The sequence below is a fragment of the Foliimonas ilicis genome, assembly GCF_039939195.1.
Classification (GTDB): Bacteria; Pseudomonadota; Alphaproteobacteria; order Rhizobiales; family Rhizobiaceae; genus Foliimonas; species Foliimonas ilicis.
On sequence record NZ_JBDUUH010000002.1, the window covers coordinates 363,645 to 389,458 of the forward strand.

The following is a 25,814-nucleotide window of genomic DNA, read 5'->3' on the forward strand; positions in this document are numbered from 1 at the left end:
CCAGACTTTTTTGAACCGTAGGCGCTGCCCCTCATCCCCCTATCGGGACCTTCTCCCCGTGAACGGGGAGAAGTAGGCTGGCCGCTACGTTGACGCTTCCCCTTCTCCCCGTTCACGGGGAGAAGGTCCCGGCAGGGGGATGAGGGGCGCAACGGCGAAAGAGACTATCCCAGATAAGGATAGAGCGGGAAACGGTCCGTCAGTGCAATGATCTTCTGCTTTACCGCGGCTTCGACCGAAGCATTGCCCTCGTCGGAATTCGCAGCTTTCAGACCGTCGAGAACTTCCGCGATCAGCTTGCCGATTTCCTTGAATTCGGCTTCGCCGAAACCGCGCGTCGTGCCGGCTGGCGTGCCGAGACGGATGCCGGAAGTCACGAACGGCTTTTCAGGATCGAAGGGAATGCCGTTCTTGTTACAGGTGATGTTGGCACGGCCAAGCGCTGCTTCGGCGCGCTTGCCGGTGGCGTTCTTCGGGCGAAGATCGACCAGCATCAAATGATTGTCCGTGCCGTTGGAGACGATATCGAGGCCGGTTTCCTTCAGGCTTTCGGCAAGCGTCTTGGCATTCTTTACCACGGCGCGCGCGTAATCCTTGAATTCCGGCTTCAGCGCTTCACCGAAGGCCACTGCCTTTGCGGCGATGACATGCATCAGCGGGCCGCCCTGCAGGCCGGGGAACACGGCCGAATTCATCTTCTTGGCGATGTCCTCATCATTGGTGAGGATCATGCCGCCACGCGGGCCGCGGAGCGATTTATGCGTCGTCGTCGTCACAACATGTGCATGCGGGATCGGCGATGGATGTTCGCCGCCTGCGACCAGACCGGCGATATGCGCCATGTCGACCATCAGATAAGCGCCAACTTCGTCCGCGATTTCGCGGAATCGCTTCCAGTCCCAGATGCGCGAATAGGCAGTGCCGCCTGCAAGGATCAGCTTCGGCTTGTTCTCGCGGGCAAGGCGCGCAACCTCGTCCATATCCAGCAGATGATCGTCCTTGCGAACGCCGTAGGAAACGACCTTGAACCACTTGCCCGACATGTTGACCGGCGAGCCGTGCGTCAGATGTCCGCCCGAATTCAGGTCGAGGCCCATGAAGGTGTCACCCGGCTGCAAAAGCGCCAGAAACACCGCCTGATTCATCTGGCTACCGGAATTGGGCTGAACATTCGCGAAATTGCAGCCGAACAGCTTCTTTGCGCGCTCGATGGCCAATTCTTCGGCGACATCGACAAACTGGCAGCCGCCATAGTAGCGCTTGCCGGGATAGCCCTCGGCATATTTGTTGGTCATGATCGAACCCTGCGCTTCAAGCACGGCACGGGACACGATGTTCTCCGACGCGATCAGTTCGATCTCATGGCGCTGGCGACCGAGCTCGTTACGGATCGCGCCGAAAATCTCCGGGTCGCGCTCTTCGAGCGGTGTCGTGAAGAAAGAATCGAGATGCTTTGCGGCGTCCGTAGCTGTGGCCATTCCGGTGGTTCCTTGACGTTAAAAGCTTTCGGGAAGCTTGGGCGGGTTCGGCTTGGCGCGGATTAACACACTTGCAATTGCCTCGCCACGTTCAGCGCGCGAAAAAACATTGCCGCTTTGCGCCTTTCACTGGTCGAATGCCTATCGAGACGCCTTTTCAAAAACCGCCTGCCATTCATCGAGCAATGGCGACTGCTTCAAAAAGCGCTGCTGCCGAAGCGTGACACGGATGCAGGCAAGCGAAAAACGATCGCGGTTAAATGAAAAAACGCCCGGCTTTTCGCCGTTTTCAAGTGCTTCGCGCACCCGTTCTTTCAATTTATGAAGATGCGGCAGGCCGTAATCGCGCAAAGTTTTCTGGAATTCCGTATGAATTCCAGGATCAAAGCTGTTGCCTCGATCGCGGTCTAACGGATGCGGCGGGAAAAAATATCCGCATGGGATAAAGCCTTTCGGGATCGGGCTTGTCGCCGCATGTGTCTTCCCGTCTTTCAGCAAGGAAGGCAGCAGCGGCGGCAATCCGGTCTGGCCGAACATTTCGATCCGGCCTGCCTGCGTTACAAAGACATGATCCATGGAGATGGCGCCGAGCGCTTCAGGCAATTCAGTGAACAACCGGCCTTCAAAGCGCCGAAGAGTCTGAATTGTGGCTTCGTCCCGCGTCCGCAGGCAAATATCTGCAAAGCGGTATCCGAGCCCCAGATCGAAAAGCTCTGGACGGCGATCCTCGTCGCGGAGCGCATTCACATCGCATCCGAGAGACGTGACTGCCTTGCGTCCGCTCATCCGCGCTTCGAATTCAGGAAGACAAAGCGCCACTGCATGGTTCCACGACGCGGGGTCGGAGCTGATAGTTTCAAATGCAACCAGTTTCAAATCTTGATGATTTTCGAGCCTGATCGCTGATTTTGAAGAGGAGCCATCGGACAGGCCCATCGCGCCGAATGCGCCCAGGCTCCACTTGCCTCGCCCGGTCGCCATCTGCCTGGTAAGCCGGCCTGCGGCATCGTTTGAATTTAAATCTGAATTCATCATTCACATGAAAAACATCGTGGGGATTGCACATGCAGCAGTTTGATGAAAATAAAAGCATACAGAGCCGACCATAAACGGATCGATATTATCATGCCCAAGCCGATTACCACGATCTCCGATCTTCGCGAACTCGCCAAGCGCCGTGTGCCGCGCATGTTCTACGATTATTGTGATTCGGGATCGTGGACGGAAAGCACCTATCGCGCCAATGAGGCCGACTTCACGCGCATCAAATTCCGCCAGCGCGTCGCAGTCGACATGCGCAACCGCACGCTCGCCAGCACGATGATCGGCGAAAACGTGTCGATGCCGGTCGCGCTTGCGCCCACAGGTCTTACCGGCATGCAGCATGCCGATGGCGAAATCCACGCCGCGCGCGCTGCCGCGAAGGCCGGTGTGCCCTTCACCCTTTCCACGATGAGCGTGTGCTCCATCGAAGACGTTGCCGAAAACAGCGACAAGCCGTTCTGGTTTCAGCTTTATGTCATGAAAGACCGCGAATTCATCGGCAAGCTTATCGACCGCGCCAAGGCAGCGGGTTGCTCGGCCCTTGTGCTGACCCTCGATCTGCAAATTCTCGGACAGCGGCACAAGGACATTATCAACGGCCTTACGACGCCGCCGCGCATGACCATTCCGAACATGATCAATCTGGCGACCAAGCCGCGCTGGTGCTTCAACATGCTGCGCACCAACCGCCGCACGTTCCGCAACATTGCGGGCCACGCGAAAGGCGTGACGGATCTGCGGTCGCTTTCTTCATGGACTGCGGACCAATTCGACCCCGCCTTGAGCTGGGACGATGTGAAATGGATCAAGGAGCGCTGGGGCGGCAAGCTCATCATCAAGGGCATCATGGATGAGGAAGACGCCGTCCTTGCCGTAAAAAGCGGTGCGGATGCGCTGATCGTCTCCAACCACGGCGGGCGTCAGCTCGACGGAGCGATGTCCTCGATTTCGGTATTGCCCGCCATCGTCAATGCGGTCGGCGACAAGATCGAAGTTTTGATGGATGGCGGCATTCGTTCCGGTCAGGATGTTCTGAAAGCCATCGCATTGGGCGCGAAAGGTGTCTTCATCGCCCGCGCCTTCCTTTACGGTCTGGGCGCGGGCGGCGAAAAGGGCGTGACCCAATGTCTGGACATTATCCGCAAGGAACTCGACGTAACGATGGCGCTGTGCGGTCATCGTGACATTCGGGATATCGATGCGAATATTCTAGCCGAAAACCCGTTCGGAACGCCGAATATCGCACCTAAGCCCGCGAAAAAAGCAGCGAAAGCTTTGAAGAAGGGCTAAAAATCGCGTCTATTCAGCGGCCGCGTTGTGTTCCGGCTCGATCAACTCGGGATCGCCGGGCGCGGTTTCGCATCCGAGATCGGGAAACGCGATGACGCGCTTTCCGTAAAAATCCATCCGCACGACCGCCAGCCCCTGCTCCTCGAAATAGGTGAGCAGGCGGCGCGCGCGGCGCGTTGAGTGCGAACCATAGGCACGGGCAAGTGCCGAGTCGGACGGGCAAGCAGCGCCCTGCACCGCAGCCTTCGCCACCATCAGGAACACGCCCTGCACATCGTCCGGCAGCCCGCTTGAAAGCTCCAGCGCCTTTGGCCAAATCTCGCCGGAAGCCGTTTCGCCATCGACATCGGCGCGCGCAACGGCAAGTTTTCTGCGGAACGCAGGAAGCGCCAGCGGCTCACCCGGCACGCGGCGTATGCGGCAGCGGACCAGAAAATCCTGATAAAGAACCGCATCGGAACGGAACGAGGCGTCGGGGTCGTCAAGAATTTCCTGAAGAACCGAGGAGATTTGTTCGTCGCGTTCCGCCTGATCAATCTCTGGAAACAGCGTTTGCGGCAGTTCGTCCTGCACAGGCTTCGGGCGCGAAAGCTGTGCCAAAATATCGGCGGTCGGGGTTGGCGTGGGCGGCGTCGGCGCGCGCCGGACGATCGGTCTGATTTCTTCGGGGCCGGGCGTGAAGATCAGATCGTGTGTGTCTTCGTTCGCCTCCGGCAGCGGCATCAGCTTCGGGCTGGTCGCGCGCGGCGATGTTTCGACGGCTCCGATCGCCACCTGCAGCGGGCGGCGCGCCATTGCGGGGCCGAGCGCGATGAACTTGCCGCGCCCAAGATCACGGAACATTTCGGCCTGACGACGCTCCATGCCGAGCAGATCGGCCGCGCGCGCCATGTCGATGTCAAGGAAGGTGCGGCCCATCAGGAAGTTCGATGCTTCGGCGGCAACGTTCTTTGCAAGCTTGGCAAGGCGTTGCGTGGCGATGACGCCGGCAAGACCGCGCTTGCGGCCACGGCACATCAGATTGGTCATCGCACCCAGCGAGAGTTTTCGCGCCTCGTCCGACACTTCACCGGCAACCGAAGGCGCGAAAAGCTGCGCTTCATCGACCACGACGAGCACCGGATACCAATGATCGCGCTCGGCATCGAACATGCCGCCCAGAAAAGCGGCGGCGCAGCGCATCTGCTGCTCGACGTCCAGACCTTCAAGATTGAGAATCACCGAAACGCGATGCTGGCGAATGCGCGCCGCGATGCGCGTCAGCTCCTGTTCGGTGCGGGCGGCATCGACCACGACATGGCCGAATTTGTCGGCCAGCGTCACGAAATCCCCTTCGGGATCGATGACGCATTGCTGCACCCAGGGCGCGCTCTGCTCCAGCAAACGGCGCAAAAGGTGAGATTTGCCGGACCCGGAATTGCCTTGCACGAGAAGACGCGTTGCCAGCAGCTCTTCCAAATCGAGCATGGCCGCCGGTCCGCCCGGCGTCGCCCCCATCTCGATGCCCACTTTCATGATGTTTCCCTGATCAACCGGCAATTCGCAGAAGGTCTATCACCCTTGGCCGGATGATGCGCCCCTCGTTCAGCGGAAACCCACAACTAGGCAGGCAATTCGAACAGCAATTTATGAATGGCGGACCACGTCGTTATATTCATCGAGATCGACGTAAAACAGTCGCGTGATCTCGGAAATCAAATTCTCTTCCTCATAGCCTCGCAGCTTGAGGATGTTGACTGCCGTCAGAATATCGACGCGCTCAGTCAAACGAGGCTTGGCACAGTCTTCGATGATATATTGCATCGGCATTCTCCTTCGCCCGGCTTTTCAGAACACAAGGAACAAAGGTAAAATACGCTACGAAGCTTGAGCGATGCTTGCGCTTGAAATCCAGCCCCGCAGCAGGAAACGCAAACATCACGCCGACAACCCCAAGAACTGGCCGACTCACTCAATAACCAAGAATAACATGGGTTTAGCTTGTGTAAAAACCTGTTGGGTTTTTGGGAGCTTTAAGTTGATGGGTGGTGGAATCTGGGTGCGTCCTCAATGCCGCTTGGCTTGCACCAGATAGGCGTCGATTTCCGTCTCACCGAGCCACTTCATTGCTTCCAGCCGGTGTAGCCCTTCGACGAGCACGAAGCGCTTGCCGTCATCGCGCACCTGGATCGCCGTCTTCTGGCCGTTTTCCAGAATGTCTTCGGCCAGCGAGCGGACGGTTTCGGGGTGCAGAAGCTTGCGCCTTGCGGTTGGCACGTAAATCTTTTCGACAGGTACTTTTACGACCCTGAGCATGGCATTCGAATCCTTAGGCTTCGCGCCATGGTGGGCATGTTCGCAGCGCTTGTCCACTCGCCCGGATTATCGGTGAAAGCCGTGGCCCGGCCGGGCGCGATCATTTCGCCGCACTCCGGCCGAGCGCCTTCCCCTCGAAGGCTACCTCTGGGACGGAGCGCGCATGGCGTCCGTCGATCGGCTTGTCAGTTGAAGCGAAGCAACGGTCGTGCCAATTCGTACGCAACTGCGAAGAAGGCTCTTTATTCAATGAGATTCAACGGCTTATATTCACCCAAAACAACATCGGGTTCTGCCGCATGAAAAAGCCGAAGCACTGCCTGTAGCTTTTTTGCGCACAGAAAATCATCGGTGGACAATAATTGTGCAAAAATGGGAACGAGGTTTTATGCCGAGCAGCGAAGGCGTTTCAAAACGAACGAACAGGACAATCGGTATTGCGACTCTCACAACCTGCATCATGCTCTTGACCGGTGCGGCGCAAGCGCAGCCCTCGGTCAATTCGCGCGTTTTGCAAGACGGTGCCTATCGCTGCGAAATGTATATTCTCGGCCAGTTTTTCCAGCTAGGCGATATCGCAATTCGCGGCCGCACCTACCGGGAGCCAGGCGCGCCGGCAAGCGGACCCGTCTATAATTACCAGATGAACGATTTCGGCGAGATCACCTGGTTGGGGCCGCTGGGCGGCTTCACCAGCGGCGGCAACAGCATCAGCTTGAGCCAGATGACATCGAACGAGGCAGACAATGCCTCGTTCGATGTCGTGATGCGCGATGCGGCAGGCGCGTTCACCGCCGCAACGTGCACGAAGCAATAACCGTAAAACTAGCTCTCCAGAACGTCCTTCACGACGGTCGCAAGCTGCTTTAGCGAGAACGGCTTCGGCAGGAAACCGAACTTTGCGTCGGCAGGCAGGTTCTTTGCAAACGCATCCTCGGCGTAGCCCGAAACGAAGATGAACTTGATGTCCGGCTGCCGCTTGATCAATTCGCCAAGCAGCGTCGGCCCGTCCATTTCCGGCATCACCACATCGGAGACGACGATGTCGATCTTGCCTTCGAGCTCGTCGAATATTTCGAGCGCCTCGACGCCGGACGATGCCTCATGCACCGTATAACCGCGCGAGGTCAGCGCCCGCATTCCGCCCATGCGCACGGCATCCTCGTCTTCCACCAAAAGCACGGTGGCCGAGCCTGAAAGGTCTTTCGCGGCAGCGGTTTCCGAAACCTTTGCAGGTGCAGGCGTTGCGGCCTGGGTCTCACCCTCTGGCACGGCCTTGATTTCGGGGATGTAGCGGGGAAGGAAAATGCGGAAGACAGTGCCTTTTCCAACTTCGGAATCGCAGAAAATGAAGCCGCCGGTCTGCTTTATAATGCCGTAGACCATGGAAAGGCCAAGGCCAGTGCCCTTGCCGACATCTTTGGTCGTGAAGAATGGCTCGAATATCTTCTTCAGCACATCCGGCGGGATGCCGCTGCCGGTGTCTTCGACTTCGACGATGACGTAATCGGCGGCGATAAGCTCCCTGTACGGGAAGGCAGCCGATTCTTCCTTCGTCGAATTGCGCGTGCGCACCGTCAGATCGCCGCCTTCCGGCATTGCATCGCGCGCATTGACGGCAAGATTGACGACAACCTGCTCGAACTGCCCAATATCGACCTTCACCGGCCAGAGATCGCGGCCATGCTCGACCTTCATGCGGATTTCATTGCCGACAAGGCGGGCCAGAAGCATGCGCAGATCGGCCAGCACATCCGTCAGGCTAAGCACTTCCGGGCGCAGGGTCTGCTTGCGCGAGAAGGCCAGAAGCTGGCGCACCAGCGAGGCCGCGCGGTTGGCGTTCTGCTTGATGTTCATGATGTCGGGGAAGGATGGGTCCGACGGGCGATGATTGGTCAGCAACAAATCCGACGCCATGATGATGGCCGTCAGCACATTGTTGAAATCATGCGCGATGCCGCCGGCAAGCTGGCCCACCGCCTGCATTTTCTGGCTTTGCGCCATCTGCCCTTCAAGGGCCTTTTGCTCGGTCGTCTCGACCGCATAGACGATGGCCGATTCTTCCTCGTCGCCGGTGCCGTCGGCAACGGCATTGACGTAAAAGCGCATGTGGCGCTCTTCATTGTCGGGAAGAACGGTGTCGATCGGCGCGATGTCTGCCTGCCGCTGGCGGGCCTTTTCCAGCGCCGAATCGAAGGCTGCGCGGTCGCGTTCGTGGATGACGGTGTCGAGCCTGATCCGGCTGTCGATCGCATCGCGATCCACCACACTCGAAAACAGCGAAAGGAACGGCGCATTCGTGCGCACGATACGGCCTTCGCTGTCCACCCCGGCGATTGCCATCGGCGTGGAATTGAAGAAGCGCGTGAAGCGGACTTCCGAGGCGCGAAGTGCTGCCGACGCATCCTCGCCCTGCGTGCGGTTTAAAACGATGGTGCGGCTCGGGCCATGATGCCCGTCGCGGCTTGCCGAAACGCGGTGCATGAAACGCACCGGCAGCGCCTCGCCTTTGACGGTTGCCAGATCGAGATCGATGATGGCGTTCCGGGTCGTGCCGGGATCGGCCTTGACCGAGCGCACAAGCGCAATGCCGTCGCCCGCAACGATTTCCTGCAAACGAACCGCACCCGGCGCGAAATTCGCCAGATCGATACCCAGCCAATCGGCCAAGGTCGCGTTCAGGTAAGTGATCTGGCCATCGGGATCGGCGGAGAAGAAACCGGCAGGCGCCTTGTCCAGATGGTCTATGGCCTTCTGGAGATCGAGGAAGAAACGCTCCTGCTCGGCGCGTTCGCGCGAAATATCGGCCAGTTCCCACGCCAGAAGCGGCATGCGGTGGCCGGGAACGCGGAATGTGCGGGCTTTTACGCGATACCAATGCGCTCCGGCTTCGGAACCCGGCTTGATCGCCTGCGCCAGCCGGAATTCGCCATCGCCGCTCTGCCCGTCGCGCAGACCACCGGCCAGACGGTAGATCGTCGCGGAAGCTTCCGGCACATCGGACAAAAGCGCCTCGACGGTCTTCAGCTCGGAGGCGGAGGCAACGCCTGTCATGTCGGCATAGGCGCGGTTGGCGTAGATGACGCGGCCCTTATTGTCGGTGACCAGCAGGCCCTGCCCCATGGAATCAACAAATGCCTTGGAAAGTTCGTCCGCCGTGGAGCGCGGCGCGATCTGCACGAAGCCGATGGCGGTCGCGAAGAGATAGCCGACGCCGATCATGGCCAGCACGCCGAGCATGCCGAGCAGGAACGGATCGCCGAGCCGTTCGCGGAAAATGCCGAAAACGATGGCGGCGCCGGTCAGCACCACGATGAATATGATCAGGCGCGTGATCGCGCCGGGGCGTGAATTCTGATCGACGATCGGTACCGGATAGAAATCGCCGCGCGTTTCTTTGGCCATACGCCCCTTGCCTGCTTTTCCGAAGCCCCTGCCTCAAGCCCGATCCCATTGCAGAGTCTCGACCTTAGCCGGTTGAATCACATTCCAACCGCCGCTGAAAGTCCTAGCCTGATTTTGCTTCAGGAAAAACCTTCTCGGTGCCGCTCAATTCATTTCAGAAGCTTTATAATTCGTGAGAGCAACTTGCGAAGCTTGCCCGCAACAGTTTACTGTCCCGCAATCACGAAAAAGGAAGCGAGAAATTGATGGAATGGCTCGATAATATTGCGGGGCCCGGCTACGGGGCGGCATTGCTCTGGACGGTGCTGGCACTTGTGCTTCTCGTTATCGTGCTGGTCGTCATAAAGCTCGTGCGCGGCATGACCTTCGGCACATTCGTTGCCGGCGGCCGCAATCGCAAGACGCGCCTTGCCGTGATGGACGCCACCGCCATCGACAGCAACCGCCGCCTGGTTCTGGTGCGACGCGACGACATCGAACATCTCATCCTCATCGGCGGCGCAACCGACATCGTCGTCGAACGCGACATCAGGCTGGTGCCTTCACGCCGTCCTGCCCTTACGAATGATGCACCTGCCGCACCGGCACCGCAGCGCCCTGCACCCGTTTCGCAGCCGCGTGCGGAAGAGATTGCGCCTGCTCCACGCCCGGCACCTGCGCCTGCACCTGTTGCAAGGCCCATCGAGCGCCCTGTCGCTCCAATGCCTGCACCTGCCCCGCGTCCGGCTCCAGAACCCGTTCGTGCGGCCCCGGCCTACGAGCCGCCGCGCGCTCAGGCACCCGCGCCAGTGCAATCATACCGCCAGCCGGACCCGGCGCCTGCAGCACCTGTTCCGGCGCGGCCAGTCGTGGTCAATCCGCCCTACACACCGGCAATCCGCACGGCATCGGTGGCGACAGCCCCGATCATTGCCGATGACGATCTCGACGACGAATTGCTGAAAGAACTCGATTTTTCGCTGGACGACGATGCTCCGCCAGCGCCGCAGCAAAAGGCTCAGGATCTTTCGCTGGACGATGAAATGTCGCGGCTGCTCGGCGAATTGTCCAACAAGCGCTAATTTTACCTAGCGCGGTGCGGCGATGATGACGCTTGCGCCGATGAGGCAGAGAATCATGCCCGAGATGTCGAAACGATCCGGGCGGACGCCTTCCACACCCCATTGCCAGAGCAGCGAACTGGCAATGTAGATGCCGCCATAGGCGGCATAGGCACGGCCTGCCAATTCGCTTTCGACCAGCGTCAGAAGATAAGCGAACAGCATCAGGAAGATAACGCCTGGAATCAGGACCAGCGGCGATTTATCGAGGCGCAGCCACGCCCAGAAGGCGAAACATCCGGCGATTTCGGCCAGTGCCGCTCCGATATAAACCGCCAATGTCGGCATTGCGCGACCCCGCTGATGCTTAAAACGATTACGGGCGCTATCCGAAGATGGCGCCCGTATCAAATCTCTTTCGAAGATATTCCGTCGGAAAGATCAATCGTCCCGATAGACTTTTTCGCGGCGTTCGTGGCGTTCCTGCGCTTCAATCGAAAGTGTTGCGATCGGACGTGCATCGAGGCGCTTGAGCGAAATCGGCTCGCCGGTTTCCTCGCAGAAGCCGTATGTTCCCTCGTCTATCCGCTGCAAGGCGGAATCGATCTTGGAAATCAGCTTGCGCTGACGGTCTCTTGCACGCAGTTCAATTGCACGATCGGTTTCGGAAGAGGCCCTATCCGCCAGATCAGGATGGTTTGCGTTTTCCTGCTGAAGAATTTCCAGCGTTTCACGCGCCTCTCTCAGGATGTCGCTTTTCCAAGTCATCAACTTGGATCGGAAGTACGATTTCTGCCGGTCGCTCATGAACGGCTCGTCTTCCGAGGGTACGTAACTGGCATCAACGATTTGGTTCATCGACTCACCCAACTAACCCCAATTTTGGGCCTGTATATTCGCCGCGTACTGTGTGCACAAGCGCAAACATATCGGCCTTCACGCATTTGTTTGTCTTACCTTCATCTTGAACAGCCCCAACGCCTTACGCTGCAAGCTCTTCCACAATAAAATCAGCCAAGCAAAAACCGGGCCATGATTGCTCAGCCTGTTTGACGAGAAGCGCAATTCGCCATGTCAGACTGGAGCGAGCATGATCAGAAACGTCGAAAAGCAAGCTCTGGTTTCAAAATTCAGGCTCACATATTCGGCATAGAGATTGAGAAGGCGATTCAGGGAATGCCTCTATCCATCTCATTTTGCTGCACTTTTTTAATGCACCAGATACAAAAAGAGCGCGGCAAACGCCGCGCTCTTTTGTTTTTTCAGATTGTCGTCAGGCCTAGAGAGCCTGCGACATCTGCAATTCCTGAACACCGTCGCGAGCATAGACATCGTCGCGGAACTGCGCCACGCCGTCGCCCGTCGACCATGCCGAGACGTAGGTGAAGTGCACCGGCACCGGATTGGTGAGCTGAACGGGTGTGCTCTCGCCGCTCTTGATCGTCTGCTCGAAACGCTGACGGCTCCAGCCCGGCGTGTCGCGCAAAAGCCATGTGACCAGATCGCGAACGTTCTGCACGCGCACGCAGCCCGACGAATCGAAGCGCATGAGCTTGGAGAACAGGCTCTGCTGCGGCGTGTCGTGCATGTAGACGGCATGTGAATTCGGGAAGTTGATCTTCACCGAAGCCATTGCGTTGATCTTGCCCGGATCCTGGCGGAAGCGGAATTTCGCGGCGTCTTCCGTATTCCAGTCGATGGTCGTCGGATCGATCTCGCCGTTTGGCCCGAGAATACGGATGCTGTTGTCCGCCAGATATTGCGGGTTCTTGCGCATCAGCGGAATGATGTCCTTGCGGACGATGGATTCCGGTGCGTTCCAATACGGATTGACGATGATTTCGTTGATCTTGGAGTCCAGAATCGGGGTCTGGCGATCGATCTTGCCGACAATCGCGGTGTGACGAAGCACGACGCGGCCATTTTCGACGGCTTCGATCTGCGCTGCCGGAATGTTGACCATCACATAACGGTCGCCAAGCGTGCCGGCCTTCTCACTCAGTCGCTGCAGATTGGTCTGCAACTGGCCGAGGCGCACCGGTGCGCTGACATTCATCGCGGCGTAGGAATACTGGCCGAGAACACCATCGGAAGGAAGACCGTGGCGGGTCTGGAAACGCTTAACCGCGCTGTCGACATAGGTGTCGAAGGCAGGCGAAATGCCGGCGCTTGGCGAAAGGTCGCCGGAAACCATGAGACGCTTGCGCAGCGGTTCGACATCGGGATCGGAAACACCGAGCTGGAGCTTCTTGGTGGCCGGAACCACCGGCCAACCGCCCTGCGCGACGATGTTCTGATAATTCGCGATCGCGTTTTGGACGTAAGAAACCGTCTGCTGGCTGAAAATCGGCTGCGTGGTCGCAACCTTTCCGCCTTCGCTGGCGCGCGCATCGAACTGCGTATCCCAATTGCCGCGACGCGACGAACCGAGAATATCGTTGATTACATCCTGAGCTCTGGCCTGCCCGGTCAATGCGGTCGCGGCGAGCGCGCCCGTGCCGGCGAGAAAGAAACGGCGACTGGTTTTCATGGACGTTCCTGACACTATCGAGTTTCCTGTCCTTAAATCGGACGCGCAACAAACGTCTTTGCGCCCAGGATTTAAAACGGCCAATCTTAACAATTAGCCAACCATGCCCGCAATATGCGTGCTCCCTTCGTCGGATATAGAAGACGAACGGGAATTGTCACTGCTTTTCGGTGAGGACATCAAAACGTGAACGCGCATGTCCCGTCTACTCGATACCCACCCGAATATGGCAGCAGTGGGGCTGGTCTGGCGCAAATCGTGTCCATAACGCAACAGCCGGCACCCTAAACGAGCACCGGCTGGGTGATAACCCGACTGGAGGTCCGGATTACATGCGATAGGCGATGGTGTCGTTCCAGAAGCGGTCGAGGCGCTGCAGGGCACGATTCATCTGCTTGAACTCGTCGGGATTGATGCCGCCGACCTGCTCGATCGAGCCGATGTGGCGATTGTAAAGGCCACCGACGACTTCGGCGATCTCCGCACCCTTTTCCGTCAGGCTCACACGAACCGAGCGGCGGTCGATCCGCGAACGCTGGTGGTTGATGAAGCCGAGGTCGACGAGCTTCTTGAGATTGTAGGAAACGTTCGAGCCGAGATAGTAGCCACGCGAGCGCAATTCGCCGGCCGTCAGTTCTGCATTGCCGATATTGAAAAGCAGAAGTGCCTGAATTGCATTGATGTCGCTGCGGCCGTTACGGTCGAATTCATCCTTGATTACATCAAGCAAACGGCGGTGCAATCTTTCAACAAGCTGAAGAGATTCCATGTAAAGCGAGCGGATCGCTTCGTTACGGTCGTCTGATACTTGAGCGGGCTTAGCCGCAGAACGCGAATTGATCATTGTCTTGCCTCTCGTTTGTCGCCCGGTGATTGTTTTTTGTTTCTCACCTTGATCGCGACACTATCGAATACGTATAAAATTCGACTTAAAGGCTAGGCTTAACAAGCGCTTACCTGAGGCACCCTTCACATCAGACTTAATGAAATACCAATCGGGTTGTATCCGTTAACCCTGTTCGGCCGCGCGGCGCTTTTCGCGGGCAATCAGCACACGCAGCACCGTATAAAGCAGCGCCACGCCCAGATGCGAAAACAGGATCAGCGTGCGGCTGCCGAAAAGTTCGGGGAACCCGGCATACATAATCGTCTCGCCGGCAGCACATATGAACCAGATGACCGGCCCCCATGAGGCGAGCGCCCACAGGCCGATACCGGCAAGCGGAAAGAAGCCTGCGAGCGTGACCGCGGCGATCTGCCAGTAAACGGGCATGAGGTCGAAGCGCCACAAAGGCCCGTCATAAATGCCGACGAGCCGCACCCAATAGAGCACGCCGAAAATCATGCAGTAGACGCCGACGATGCGCTGGAACCACGCAAAGATGGTCTGCACCGTGGAAGGCACCAAAGACAGGTGTCTGCCGAAGATTTCACTCAAAGGATCAGTTCTCTCTCACCGAGCGGTTCGAAATAGGCATGAACCTCTCTATCGCTGACATCTTCTATCTTCGCCGGTTTCCATTGCGGCGTCGCGCCCTTTTCGACGATTGCCGCTCTTATGCCTTCATAGAATTCGTGGCCTGCCAGCATGCGGCACAGAATGCGGAATTCCATCTTCATGCATTCGTCCATCTCCAGCATAGCGCCTGCGCGAAGCTGTTCGAAGGTCACGCGCAGGCTGGTCGGCGAGCGTTTCAGGATCGTGGCGAGTGTTGCGGCAGCAAACTCGTCGGAAGCGGCTGCGTCTTTGAGGCTCTTCAATATCTCATCGAGCGTGCCCAGAGAAAAATGACGGGTGATCGCATGCGTGACCGCCTCATCTGCTTCCCTTTCGGGATTTTTGGCGAAATTTCTCAAAACCCGATCCGGCAGGCCCGTCTCGCAAATCTCGTCGAACAGGGCAGCTAGATCGGCGGAAGCGACCGCATGGGTGGCCAGTCCGCACCAGAGCGCGTCGCCATAGCGGATGCGGTTGCCTGTCAGGGCGAGATAGATGCCAAACGAGCCTTTAAGGCGCGGCAGGATGAAGCTGCCGCCGACATCGGGGAAAAAGCCGATGCCGACTTCGGGCATGGCGAATTGCGCATTCTCGGTCATGACGCGGTGCGAGCCATGGCCGGAAATGCCGAAGCCGCCGCCCATGACGATGCCGTCTATCAAGGAGACATACGGTTTTTCGAATCGTGAAATCGAGGCATTCAGCACATATTCGTCCGCGAAAAACCCGGCAGGCGGCTCCGCATCGTTGCGCGCATGGTAGACCTGGAGAATATCGCCACCCGCGGAGAACGCCCTGCCCTCGGCACGCAGCACGACTGCCTGAACATCCGCATCATTCTGCCAGGCGTCGAGCGCCTTGGAGAGAGCCTTGACCATGGTGTGGGTCAGCGCATTGAGCGCCTTGGGCCTGGTAAGAGTGACGACACCAGCCTTGCCAATTCGTTCAAAGCGAATTTCTTCGCCGCCACCAAAATCCATCGCCAAGAATCCCAAACTGAGGTCAAAACTGGCGGTAGTGCTAAAGGAGGCCCGCTAGGTGCGTCAATGCCGCGCGTCCGATCCGGTGATATTGGTCCCCTTAGAACCATTGTGCTAGAAAGCAGCGATTGAATGAGGCGATCGATGAACAGGCATAACCCACCACGATCCACACTCGCCAGCAGCGTAGACGAGATCACAGGCGGCAGACGTCTGCGGCGTATGCGCAAATCCGGCTGGTCGCGACGCATGGTGCGTGAGAACACCCTGTCGGTGGACGACCTTATCTGGCCGATCTTCGTGGTCGAGGGCAAGAATGTCCGCGACCCTATTTCGGCAATGCCCGGCGTGTTTCGCCTGTCGATAGACATGGCCGTTAAAGAAGCCGAGCGCGCCGCAAAGCTCGGAATCCCGGCAATCGCGACCTTCCCGAATGTCGATCTCTCGCTGCGCGACGAAACCGGCTCGCAAATCCTCGACCCGGACAATCTCATTAACCGCACGACGCGCGCCATCAAGGACGCCGTGCCGGAAATCGGCATCATCACCGATGCCGCGCTCGATCCCTTCACCAGCCACGGCCATGACGGCATTTTGCGCAACGGCATCGTCGTCAACGACGAATCCGTCGAGCAGGTTACGGCGGCGGCGGTTCTTCAAGCGGCGGCGGGCGCCGACATCATCGCACCTTCCGACATGATGGACGGCCGCATCGGCGCGATCCGCCGGGCGCTGGATGCCAACGGCTTTCAGGACGTCGCGATCATGTCCTATGCGACGAAATTCGCCTCGGCCTTCTATGGTCCATATCGCGAGGCGATCGGCACCAGCGGGCTGCTCAAGGGCGACAAGAACACCTATTACATCGATCACGCCAACAGCGACGAGGCCGTGCGCGAGACCGAGCAGGACCTGGCCGAGGGTGCCGACATGATCATGGTCAAGCCCGGCCTGCCCTATCTCGACATCATAAGGACGCTCAAGGACGAATTCCGCGTGCCGACCTTCGCCTACCAGGTGTCGGGCGAATATTCGATGATCAGTGCTGCAGCCGCCAATGGCTGGATCGACGGCGACAAGGCGATGCTGGAAAGCCTGCTGTGCTTCAAGCGCGCAGGTTGCGACGGAATTCTCACCTATTTCGCGCCAAGAGTGGCCGAAATGCTCAAATCTTGAATTTTCGGCAGGATTTCCCACTTCTAATACTGTGACTAGACGCGGTATTGTCCGCTTGGAACGGGAAGCCCATGAACACCAGAACTCTGGACGGCGAGATTATCAATTCGAGACTTGAGGACGTTCGCGCCTATGATGGCGTGCGCACACGGCGCATCCTTGCCTTCTGCATCGATTATCTGATCGTCGGCCTCCTGCTCATTCCAGTTGCTATTGTGGTGTTCCTGCTGGGCATTATTACGCTTGGGCTGGGCTGGATGCTGTTCGGCGTCATCGGCCCCGTCGTTGCCCTGATCTATGTCTGGAGCACGCTGGGCGGGCCGAAGCAGGCAACCACCGGCATGCAGATGATGGGCATACGCCTCGACAGGCTGGATGGCCGACCCGTCGACGGAATGTTCGCAATCGTCCATTCGGTGCTGTTCTGGGCCGGCAATGTCATTTTGACGCCGCTGGTGCTTCTGGTGACGCTGTTCACCGACCGCAAGCGCGCGCTTCACGATCTTTTGCTTGGCACCGTGGTTACCCGCACCGACCGATAGTAGGCCATGCGTGCCAAGCCTTACCGAATGGCGTAGGCGCAATGATCCGGCCTGGCACGTCAATATGTTCGACTGTTTGTTCGATGGCATCTTGCAGAATCTGAAAACCGGCTCAAAATCATAGAGATCAAATCGCATCCGGCGAACGGAACAGCGGGAGCCTGAACACCAGAAAATGACGCACCATCCGAAACAATCCCCCCAGTTCTTTCTGACAGCGCCCTCGCCCTGTCCGTATCTTGAGGGACAGTTCGAGCGGAAGGTGTTCACGCATCTGGTCGGTGACCGCGCAGCCGAGATGAACGATTTGCTGACGCAGGGCGGGTTTCGCCGGTCGCAGAACATCGCCTACCGGCCCGCCTGCGAGACATGCCGCGCCTGCGTATCTGTGCGCATCCTGGCCGGAGACTTCACCGCCACGAAAAGCATGAAGCGCACTATCCAGCGCAATTCCGATCTGATGGGCTCGATGCACGAGGCCGAGCCTTCCACCGAGCAATATTCGCTTTTCCGTACCTATCTCGATGCGCGCCATCGCAAGGGCGGCATGTCGGACATGACCGTGCTCGACTATGCGATGATGGTCGAGGACACCCATGTCGACACCAAGGTCATCGAATATCGCAGGCGCGGGCCGGACAGCTTCATCACCGGACGCGGCGAAGGCGAGCTGATCGCGGTCGCCCTCACCGACAAGATGTCGGATGGGCTTTCGATGGTCTATTCCTACTACAATCCCGAATTCGAAGACCGCTCTCTCGGTACCTTCATGATTCTGGATCACATTGCGCGGGCGCGCGCGCTCGGCTTGCCCCATGTCTATCTCGGATACTGGGTCAACGGCTCGAAGAAAATGGACTATAAGGTGCGCTTCACGCCTCAGGAACATCTCGGCCCCAAGGGCTGGGAGCCTTTCGGGCAATCGGAATAGGAACTGGCCCGTAATCAACGCTGCCGTTCGAATTCATGACGGGAGCGTATTTGTCTGCGGATAGCGATCTTCATACCAAAGGACTGATGCTGACCGCCTTCGGCGGGCTCGTACTTTCCGTTGATATTCCCCTGATCCTGCTTGCCAAGGGCGAGCCGTGGACCATCCTGATGCTGCGCACCGGCACGACATTCATCGTTGCGCTCGCCGTCTGGTTCATCTGGCGCATCCTGAAAGGCAATGCGCCTGCACTGATACCGGGCAAAACGGGCCTCGCGGTGGCCGTCCTTTACGGCCTCAGTTCCATTACTTTCATCACCGCCGTTTTCAACACATCGACCGCCAATCTGGTTTTCATACTGGCGTTCAACACCGTATTCGCGGCGCTGCTTTCATGGGGGTTCCTCAAGGAGCGGCCAAGACCCGTCACATTCGCGGCAATGGCGCTGATGGTCGTCGGCGTGCTCATCATCGTCGGCGATGGCGCCGGCAGCGGCAATCTGTTCGGTGACATAATTGCGCTGATTTCCACCTTCTTCCTGGCAAGCGCCATCACGATCAGCCGGGCAAGCGGCAGGGATATGGGCTTTGCGGCATTGATGGGCGTCATTCTGCCATTCAGCGTTGCGGCCTTCATGGTCGCCGGCACGACAGGCATTCAGGTCGAAGCGCCGTGGTGGATCATTTTGAATGGCGCGGTGATCATACCCATCGCGTTCTTCTGCCTGGCGAATGGACCGAAATACATCTCGGCACCCGAAGTCGCGATGTTCTACCTGCTCGAAACCATCCTGGCACCGATCTGGGTCTGGATGATTTTTGCGGAAGTCCCCTCCCGCAACAGCCTGATCGGCGGCACGCTCCTGATCGTCACGCTGATCGCACATTCGCTGTGGCAGATCGCGCATGGGCGGAAACGACGTGCCGCAGCAATGGTCCGCCATCCCACTTGAAGCGCATAAAGCCCTTCATTTTTAGATGGAAACGCTGGCGGGACAGCGCCCCCCTCTGCCCTGCCGGGCATCTCCCCCACAGGTGGGGAGATTACCCTGTCATTAAAGCACAGTAGCAATTACCGACGTTGCAGAACGAATGCGGAGAGCTATGTCAGCCAATCTCCCCACCCGTGGGGGAGATGTCCGGCAGGACAGAGGGGGGCGCCTCGTGATTCCATCAAAACAGGAACCGCTCTAATAAAAAGAGTCCGGGAAGCGCTCTAATTAGTTGATTTCGATCAGATAATTAATTTACCCAAACTTGCCAGTGCGCGGAAAGCCCTTGGGTACCATGCGACCGGCAGCGGCGCGATTGCCCAGCCATTCCGTCAGTTCTTCGCGCGTGCGCACGAATGTACGGTCTGCCGAATCCTGCCAGGAAAGCCCGTCGGCCATGACGAATGGCTTCAGGTCGAGCACGCCGCCATCCTTGTAGCGTTGCAGGCGCACGCCCTTGCCGCGCGTCATTTCCGGGATTTCGGAAAGCGCGAAGACGAGCATCTTGCGGTTCTCACCGACGATTGCCAGATGATCGCCGGTCAGCGGAATGCAGCGCACCGCCTCGTCGGGCGAGCGTACATTCATCACCTGCTTGCCCTTGCGGGTGTTGGCTGCGACATCGCTTTCCGGAACGACGAAACCATTGGCATCGTGCGAAACCAGCAGCAGCTTGCGCGCCGGATCGTGGACGAAAACCGTCACGATATCCTGATCGTTCTCCATATCCACGATGATGCGGATCGGCTCGCCATGACCGCGCCCGCCCGGCAGGCGGTCGACACCGATCGTGTAGAACTTGCCGCCTGTGGTGAAGACGATGATCTTGTCGGTCGTCTGCGCATGGAACGCGAATTTGAGGCTGTCGCCTTCCTTGAAGGTGAGCGACGCGAAATCGGTCATGTGACCCTTCATCGCGCGCAGCCAACCCTTGTTGGAGACGACGACGGTGACGGGTTCCTTCTCGATCATCGCGTGGTGGATGTCGCTCAGATCGTGTTCCGGCGCATCGGCAAAGGTCGTACGGCGCGGGCCGAGTTCTAGATTTTCCTCCGGGCCGAAGTCGCGGCGCGCCTTCTGCACCTGCCAGGAAATCGTCTTCCACTGCTTTTCGGGCGATTCCAGAAGCCCCTCGATCTGCGCTTTTTCTGCCGAAAGCGTGTCGAATTCCTTGCGGATTTCGAATTCCTCGAGCTTGCGCAATGCGCGCAGGCGCATATTGAGGATGGATTCGGCCTGAACATCGCTCAGATCCCAGCGGGCCATCATGACCTGCTTGGGCTCGTCATCCTCGCGGATGATGCGGATCACCTCGTCGATGTTGAGATAGGCGATCAGATAACCGGCGAGAATTTCGAGACGGCGCTCGATCTCGGCAAGGCGGTGGCGCGAACGGCGCAGCAGCACATCCTTGCGGTGTTCGAGCCATTCCTGAAGCACGTTTTTTAGCGACAGGACGTTCGGCACCTTGCCGCGCGAAAGCACGTTCATGTTCATGGGAATGCGCGTTTCAAGCTCGGTCAGCTTGAACAGCGATTCCATCAAAAGGCCGGGATCAACCGCCCGGCTCTTCGGCACCAGCACGACGCGCACGTCTTCCGCGCTTTCGTCGCGAATATCTTCCAGAAGCGGCAGTTTGCGCGCAATCAATAGCTCGGCGATCTTCTCGATCAGCCGCGCCTTCTGCACCTGATAGGGAATTTCGGTGACGACGATATTCCAGGTGCCGCGACCCTGATCTTCCTGAAACCAGCGCGCGCGGACGCGGAAACCGCCGCGGCCCGTTTCATAGGCTTCGAGCATCGATTCGCGGCTGTCGACGATAATGCCGCCTGTCGGGAAATCCGGTCCCTGCACGAATTCCATCAATTTGGTGACGGTCGCTTCCGGGTGCTCGATCAGGTGAAGGGCCGCATCGCAAAGCTCGGCCGCATTGTGCGGCGGAATGGATGTCGCCATGCCAACGGCAATGCCGGACGATCCATTTGCCAGAAGGTTCGGAAACGCCCCCGGCAGAACGGTTGGCTCTTCGTCTTCTTCATTGTAGGTCGGGCGGAAGTCGACCGCGTCTTCGGTAATGCCTTCGAGAAGCGACGACGCAACTTCCGTCATCCGCGCTTCGGTGTAGCGCATGGCTGCAGCATTATCGCCATCGATATTGCCGAAATTGCCCTGCCCGTCGACCAGCGGATAGCGGACTGCGAAACTCTGCGCCAGGCGCACCAGCGCATCATAGATCGACTGATCGCCATGCGGGTGGAACTTACCCATGACCTCGCCGACGATACGCGCGCACTTTGCAAAACCCTGGTCGGGATTGAGGCGCAGCAGGCGCATGGCATGCATGATGCGCCGATGCACAGGCTTCAGCCCATCGCGCACATCGGGCAAAGCACGGTGCATGATGGTCGATAGCGCATAGGCAAGATAACGCTCTTCCAGCGCCTTGCGCAGATCGACTGGTTCAATGTGATCGCCGTCGCCGGAGCCCGGCGGTGTAAGCCCTTTTCCCATGGCTTCCGGTTATCCGAGAGGGTGATTCGCGGCAAGAGCATGCAGGTTTTTCGATGTGCGCAACGCACATTTCATTCGATCGATTGCAACTTATTGAATACTTTCCGCAAAGAATTCTACCTAAGCCCTGTCCGAAACGCCTGAACGCCCCTATTTGCCTGATGGCGCAATTTCAACGTTGTGCGCCCCTTGCCTCTTTCCGGACCACTTCTTTGCGGAAAGATCAGCGACAAGAATTCGAAAACCTATTTACAGGGAAGACAGTATGAGCCTCCGCAACTCCGCACTCCGCACGCTTTCCGTTTCAGCTTTACTTTTATCCGTATCCTTTCCGGCATTCGCACAAGACGCCAATGCCGTCGCAGAACGCCTCAAGGTGCTGCTTGCCGAGCAAGCCACTGATATCTCCTGGACCAGCGTTTCGGGCGATGCCTCGAAAACGGTGCTTGAGGGCGTGAAGATCGGCAGCGGCCCCAAGGAAAGTGTCGCAATCGGCAATCTCACGCTTGAAGGCATTACCGAGGACAATGGCGCCTATAAAATCCAGACGGCGACCACCGATGCCGCCCACATCGTATCGAACGGCCTGACGGTAGATGTAAGCCCGGCAATCTTCTCCGGCGTCGTTCTGCCGGCGGAAGGGTCGACCGATCCGCTCGGATCAGTGCTGTTCTACGAGACCGCCAAAATGGCCAGCGTAACGGTCAAGAAGGACGACAAGGAAGTCTTCGCACTGACCAATGCGTCGGCCGACATCACCTCGCCGCAGGATGGCAAGGCGATGGAATTCACCGCAGCCGCGGAGAAATTCACCGCCGATCTGACGACCGTAAAAGATCCGAAAGCCAAGGATGCCATCGACGCGCTTGGCTACCAGACCATAAACGGAAACATGCAGATGGAAGGTTCGTGGCAGCCAACGGATGGCCGCATGACTTTCAGCAAATATGACGTGACGGTCGACAATGCCGGTACGATCGGCCTGACCTTCGATCTCAACGGCTATACGCTCGACTTCCTGAAATCCGTCCAGGACATGAGCAAGAAGATGGCCGAACAGCCGGAAGCCGATAAATCCGCGCAGGGCATCGCGATGCTCGGCCTCATGCAGCAGCTCAACTTCCAGGGCGCGACGATCCACTTTGCCGACGATTCGCTGACCGGCAAGGTCGTCGATTATGTCGCCAAGCAGCAGGGCGTGAAGCCTGCCGACATCGTCAATCAGGCAAAGGCGATCGTGCCCTTCCTGACGGCTCAGCTTCAGAACCCGGAGCTCTCGTCGCAGATCACATCGGCGGTCAACGCGTATCTCGATAACCCGAAGAACCTCGAAATCGCAGCCGTTCCGCCGCAGCCGGTGCCGTTTGCGGCAATCGCTGCAACTGGCATGTCGCAGCCGCTGGAACTGCCAAAACAGCTTGGCTTGAAGGTCACGGCAAACAAGTAAACGCTGTATCTATGAAAAGCCGCCCGCAGGTATCGCCTGCCGGCGGCTTTTTCTTTGGAAGCTGCGTTCGAAAGCCGGTTTTTCTGGCAAAAGACCCTGTCTTTGAGTAATATAATCGGATCACGGCGTGTGCTGCGTGCGCCGGGGGTTCACCCCAATACGGAGAAATGAACAACCTTTTCTCCGAGAGGACGCAGAGCCATGTCTACCCGCCAGCCGAATGCCCAGAAAAAGGGCCGCACGAATTTCACCCTTCGCCAGTTTCTCGACAATGAAGCGTCGGGCGGCATCGTGCTCATGGCAGTCGCCGTGCTTGCCATTGTGGTCGCTAACTCGCCTTTGGCGAACGGATATTTCTCCGCGCTCGGCAGTTATATCGGCCCGTTGAGCCTGCATCACTGGATCAATGATGCGCTGATGGCGCTGTTTTTCCTGCTGGTCGGCCTCGAAATCAAACGCGAAATGCTGGACGGCCAGCTTTCGACCTGGAGCCGCAGAATTCTCCCCGGTGCTGCAGCAGCGGGCGGCATGGCCGTGCCTGCACTGGTCTATATCGCGTTCAACCTCGACAATCCGGCAGCTTTACGCGGCTGGGCGATCCCGTCCGCCACCGACATTGCGTTTGCGCTCGGCGTTCTCTCGCTTCTCGGACCGCGCGTGCCCGCCTCGCTCAAGATATTTCTGGCGGCGCTGGCCATCATCGACGATCTAGGCGCGGTGATCGTGATCGCGCTGTTCTACACGTCCGACCTGAACCTTTATGCGCTGGGCGGTGCGGCAGTGGTCGTGATCGCGCTTTCGTTCATGAACAGGCAGGGCGTGAACCGGCTTCTCCCCTATCTGGCGCTTGGCGCGGTGCTTTGGGTGCTCGTGTTGAGTTCGGGTGTGCACGCCACGCTGGCGGGTGTCATTCTGGCGCTGACCATTCCTCTCAGCGCCACCCCCGGCAAGCCGGAGGCATCGCCTGACATCTCGCCGCTTCATCGTCTCGAACACGCCCTGCACAAGCCGGTCGCCTTCGTCGTCGTTCCGATCTTCGGCTTTGCGAATGCAGGCGTCTCATTCGCGGGCGTGACACCTGCCGTTCTCGTCGGGCCGCTGACACTGGGCGTCGCGGCGGGACTGGTCGTCGGCAAGCTTGTCGGCGTCTTCGGCACCGTCGCCATTCTGGTGCGTGCCGGCCTCGCAGATCTGCCTGCCGCCGCAAGCTGGATGCAGACGCTCGGCGTCTCCCTGCTCTGCGGCATCGGCTTCACCATGAGCCTGTTCATCGGACTGCTGGCCTTCGACGATCCAGCCATGCAGGACGGCGCTAAATTCGGCATTCTCGCAGGCTCGCTCGTGGCCGGTCTGGCGGGTTACATCATCCTGCGGTTCAGCCACCGTGAAAAACGCAGCGCGCAAACGGCGTTCTGAAAACAAAAACCCCTCAAAACATAGTTTGAGGGGTTTTTAGTTCGATTCAGAGCCAGCCGCGACGTTTGAAGAACAAATAAGGCACGATCGCGGATGTGATCATCATGCCGATTGCCATCGGATAGCCGAAATCCCAATGCAATTCCGGCATGATTTCGAAGTTCATGCCGTAGATTGATGCCACAAGGGTTGGCGGCAGGAAGACGACGGCTGCGACCGAGAAGATCTTGATGATCTGGTTCTGCTCCAGATTGATCAGGCCGAGCGTCGCATCGAGCAGGAAATTGATCTTGCTCGACAGGAAGTTCGCATGTTCGCCTAGCGAACGCGCATCGCGCTGCACGAGCTTGATGCGTTGCTTCACTTCCTTCGTCGATTTACGCTGCGGGCTGTCGAGCGCTGCATGATACGCAACCAGCCGCGTTATGCTGACGAGGCTTTCGCGGATCGCGGTCAGGAAATCGCCCTTCTGGCCGATCTGCTCGATCAGCGACTGCAGATCGCGCGTTTTTTTGGTCGCGTTGGACACTTTTCTGCGAAAAACTTCGCGCGAAATCGTGTCGATCTCGTTGCCGGCACGCTCAAGCACGTCCGCCATCCGGTCGATGATCGATTCCATGACGCCAACCATCACCGCCTCGCCATCCGAACAGATCGTGCCATTGGGCTTCTGGCAGCGTGCGGCGAATGCCGAAAACGGACGCGAATCGGCATGACGAACCGTCACCAGCGTCTTGCCCTTGAGAATGAAGGTGACGGGCTTTCTCACTGGATCGCCGGTTTCCAGCCCCATCAGCACGGTCGCGGTCATGAATTCCGCACCGTCTTCCTGATAAAGCCGTGCCGACAGCTCGATCTCGTCCATTTCGGCGCGGGTCGGGATGCCGATGCCGAGCGCCTGCTCGACCAGCGTCTCTTCCTCGCGCGACGGATTGATCAGATCGTACCAGACGATGGCCAAAGGGTCTGCCGCACCGGTTTGAGCCGGGGTCAGATGGTTTGCCTCACGCGAATAGGTAAGCAGCATAATACACTCCTGCGACGAGAAACCCGCCTCGGAGTGCCAGAAGGACTCTAGAGAGACGAGTTGATCATTTTGTAAGACGTCGAACTTCGACTGTCGGGGTTCATCTCATTGTCCTTGAAACGGTAACTCTTCGATCTGTTACCTGCCGGCTCGATGCTCCCTTGCAGACCAAAAGTCAAGCCGGAAACACCGCAAAAGAAAAACCCCTC

General features: G+C 58.4%; 23 protein-coding genes. 9 read left to right on the forward strand and 14 right to left on the reverse strand.

Annotated elements, in window-relative coordinates; all coding sequences use genetic code 11:
- Positions 1–164: 164 nt before the first annotated feature.
- Together glyA and ABFT80_RS07370 are read right to left on the reverse strand one after the other, a co-directional pair.
- A complete protein-coding gene (gene glyA, locus ABFT80_RS07365; protein WP_347971222.1) occupies positions 165–1,478 on the reverse strand; it encodes a serine hydroxymethyltransferase in 1,314 nt (437 codons plus the stop codon).
- A 141-nt stretch (positions 1,479–1,619) separates the two neighbouring features.
- The gene (locus ABFT80_RS07370; RefSeq protein ID WP_347971223.1) at positions 1,620–2,459 is read right to left on the reverse strand and encodes a DUF6925 family protein; all 840 of its coding nucleotides are present in this window, start codon (positions 2,457–2,459) and stop codon (positions 1,620–1,622) included.
- A 144-nt stretch (positions 2,460–2,603) separates the two neighbouring features.
- Here ABFT80_RS07370 and ABFT80_RS07375 point away from each other — a divergent pair, with 144 nt between their 5' ends.
- Entirely contained in the window at positions 2,604–3,812 is a 1,209-nt protein-coding gene (locus ABFT80_RS07375; RefSeq protein WP_347971224.1) for an alpha-hydroxy acid oxidase, read from the forward strand.
- 9 nt (positions 3,813–3,821) lie between these two features.
- Here the strand turns inward: ABFT80_RS07375 and ABFT80_RS07380 are convergent, their stop codons facing one another.
- The 3 genes from ABFT80_RS07380 to ABFT80_RS07390 form a co-directional block, all read right to left on the reverse strand.
- Positions 3,822–5,327 carry an ATP-binding protein gene (locus ABFT80_RS07380; RefSeq protein ID WP_347971225.1) on the reverse strand — a complete coding sequence of 502 codons (1,506 nt, stop codon included), beginning with the start codon at positions 5,325–5,327 and terminating at the stop codon, positions 3,822–3,824.
- Positions 5,328–5,438: 111 nt separating this feature from the next.
- Positions 5,439–5,615: a hypothetical protein gene (locus tag ABFT80_RS07385; protein WP_347971226.1), complete on the reverse strand. Its 177-nt coding sequence runs from the start codon at positions 5,613–5,615 to the stop codon at positions 5,439–5,441.
- A 243-nt stretch (positions 5,616–5,858) separates the two neighbouring features.
- Positions 5,859–6,107 (reverse strand): ParB N-terminal domain-containing protein, encoded by a 249-nt coding sequence (locus tag ABFT80_RS07390; protein WP_347971227.1) that lies wholly within the window; start codon positions 6,105–6,107, stop codon positions 5,859–5,861.
- A gap of 388 nt (positions 6,108–6,495) precedes the next feature.
- On the opposite strand from ABFT80_RS07390, the gene ABFT80_RS07395 reads away from it, so the two are divergent.
- Positions 6,496–6,924 carry a hypothetical protein gene (locus ABFT80_RS07395; protein WP_347971228.1) on the forward strand — a complete coding sequence of 143 codons (429 nt, stop codon included), beginning with the start codon at positions 6,496–6,498 and terminating at the stop codon, positions 6,922–6,924.
- An 8-nt stretch (positions 6,925–6,932) separates the two neighbouring features.
- Here the strand turns inward: ABFT80_RS07395 and cckA are convergent, their stop codons facing one another.
- The gene (gene cckA / locus ABFT80_RS07400; protein WP_347971229.1) at positions 6,933–9,512 is read right to left on the reverse strand and encodes a cell cycle histidine kinase CckA; all 2,580 of its coding nucleotides are present in this window, start codon (positions 9,510–9,512) and stop codon (positions 6,933–6,935) included.
- Between the two features lie 245 nt (positions 9,513–9,757).
- Between cckA and ABFT80_RS07405 the strand changes: the two genes are divergently transcribed.
- Complete coding sequence (locus tag ABFT80_RS07405; protein WP_347971230.1) at positions 9,758–10,573, forward strand: hypothetical protein; 816 nt, start codon at positions 9,758–9,760, stop codon at positions 10,571–10,573.
- Positions 10,574–10,579: 6 nt separating this feature from the next.
- On the opposite strand, the gene ABFT80_RS07410 is transcribed toward ABFT80_RS07405, so the two are convergent.
- From ABFT80_RS07410 to ABFT80_RS07435, 6 genes are all read right to left on the reverse strand, one after another.
- Complete coding sequence (locus tag ABFT80_RS07410; protein ID WP_347971231.1) at positions 10,580–10,900, reverse strand: YnfA family protein; 321 nt, start codon at positions 10,898–10,900, stop codon at positions 10,580–10,582.
- Positions 10,901–10,993: 93 nt separating this feature from the next.
- Complete coding sequence (gene dksA, locus ABFT80_RS07415; protein WP_347971232.1) at positions 10,994–11,410, reverse strand: RNA polymerase-binding protein DksA; 417 nt, start codon at positions 11,408–11,410, stop codon at positions 10,994–10,996.
- A gap of 421 nt (positions 11,411–11,831) precedes the next feature.
- On the reverse strand, positions 11,832–13,082 hold the full coding sequence (locus ABFT80_RS07420) for a L,D-transpeptidase family protein (protein WP_347971233.1): 1,251 nt from the start codon (positions 13,080–13,082) through the stop codon (positions 11,832–11,834).
- Positions 13,083–13,410: 328 nt separating this feature from the next.
- Entirely contained in the window at positions 13,411–13,926 is a 516-nt protein-coding gene (gene ldtR / locus ABFT80_RS07425) for a transcriptional regulator LdtR (RefSeq protein WP_347971234.1), read from the reverse strand.
- Between the two features lie 165 nt (positions 13,927–14,091).
- Positions 14,092–14,520 (reverse strand): DUF6163 family protein, encoded by a 429-nt coding sequence (locus ABFT80_RS07430; protein WP_347971235.1) that lies wholly within the window; start codon positions 14,518–14,520, stop codon positions 14,092–14,094.
- Positions 14,517–15,560, reverse strand: a complete 1,044-nt coding sequence (locus ABFT80_RS07435) for an enoyl-CoA hydratase/isomerase family protein (RefSeq protein ID WP_347971236.1) — start codon at positions 15,558–15,560, stop codon at positions 14,517–14,519. Before ABFT80_RS07435 ends, ABFT80_RS07430 begins: the two co-directional genes overlap by 4 nt.
- 144 nt (positions 15,561–15,704) lie before the next feature.
- On the opposite strand from ABFT80_RS07435, the gene hemB reads away from it, so the two are divergent.
- The 4 genes from hemB to ABFT80_RS07455 all read left to right on the forward strand — a co-directional run bounded on the left by hemB (position 15,705) and on the right by ABFT80_RS07455 (position 19,162).
- The gene (hemB, locus tag ABFT80_RS07440) at positions 15,705–16,736 is read left to right on the forward strand and encodes a porphobilinogen synthase (protein ID WP_347971237.1); all 1,032 of its coding nucleotides are present in this window, start codon (positions 15,705–15,707) and stop codon (positions 16,734–16,736) included.
- 71 nt (positions 16,737–16,807) lie between these two features.
- A complete protein-coding gene (locus ABFT80_RS07445; protein WP_347971238.1) occupies positions 16,808–17,278 on the forward strand; it encodes an RDD family protein in 471 nt (156 codons plus the stop codon).
- Between the two features lie 175 nt (positions 17,279–17,453).
- Positions 17,454–18,209, forward strand: a complete 756-nt coding sequence (locus ABFT80_RS07450; RefSeq protein WP_347971239.1) for an arginyltransferase — start codon at positions 17,454–17,456, stop codon at positions 18,207–18,209.
- 35 nt (positions 18,210–18,244) lie between these two features.
- On the forward strand, positions 18,245–19,162 hold the full coding sequence (locus ABFT80_RS07455; protein WP_455189891.1) for a DMT family transporter: 918 nt from the start codon (positions 18,245–18,247) through the stop codon (positions 19,160–19,162).
- A 294-nt stretch (positions 19,163–19,456) separates the two neighbouring features.
- On the opposite strand, the gene parC is transcribed toward ABFT80_RS07455, so the two are convergent.
- Entirely contained in the window at positions 19,457–21,715 is a 2,259-nt protein-coding gene (parC, locus tag ABFT80_RS07460; protein ID WP_347971241.1) for a DNA topoisomerase IV subunit A, read from the reverse strand.
- A gap of 265 nt (positions 21,716–21,980) precedes the next feature.
- On the opposite strand from parC, the gene ABFT80_RS07465 reads away from it, so the two are divergent.
- Both ABFT80_RS07465 and nhaA read left to right on the forward strand, forming a co-directional pair.
- Positions 21,981–23,162: a hypothetical protein gene (locus tag ABFT80_RS07465; protein ID WP_347971242.1), complete on the forward strand. Its 1,182-nt coding sequence runs from the start codon at positions 21,981–21,983 to the stop codon at positions 23,160–23,162.
- 201 nt (positions 23,163–23,363) lie between these two features.
- Positions 23,364–24,578, forward strand: coding sequence for a Na+/H+ antiporter NhaA (gene nhaA / locus ABFT80_RS07470; RefSeq protein WP_347971243.1), 1,215 nt, complete (start codon positions 23,364–23,366; stop codon positions 24,576–24,578).
- Positions 24,579–24,624: 46 nt separating this feature from the next.
- Here nhaA and ABFT80_RS07475 read toward each other — a convergent pair whose 3' ends face one another.
- On the reverse strand, positions 24,625–25,605 hold the full coding sequence (locus ABFT80_RS07475) for a magnesium transporter CorA family protein (RefSeq protein WP_347971244.1): 981 nt from the start codon (positions 25,603–25,605) through the stop codon (positions 24,625–24,627).
- Positions 25,606–25,814 lie beyond the last annotated feature (209 nt).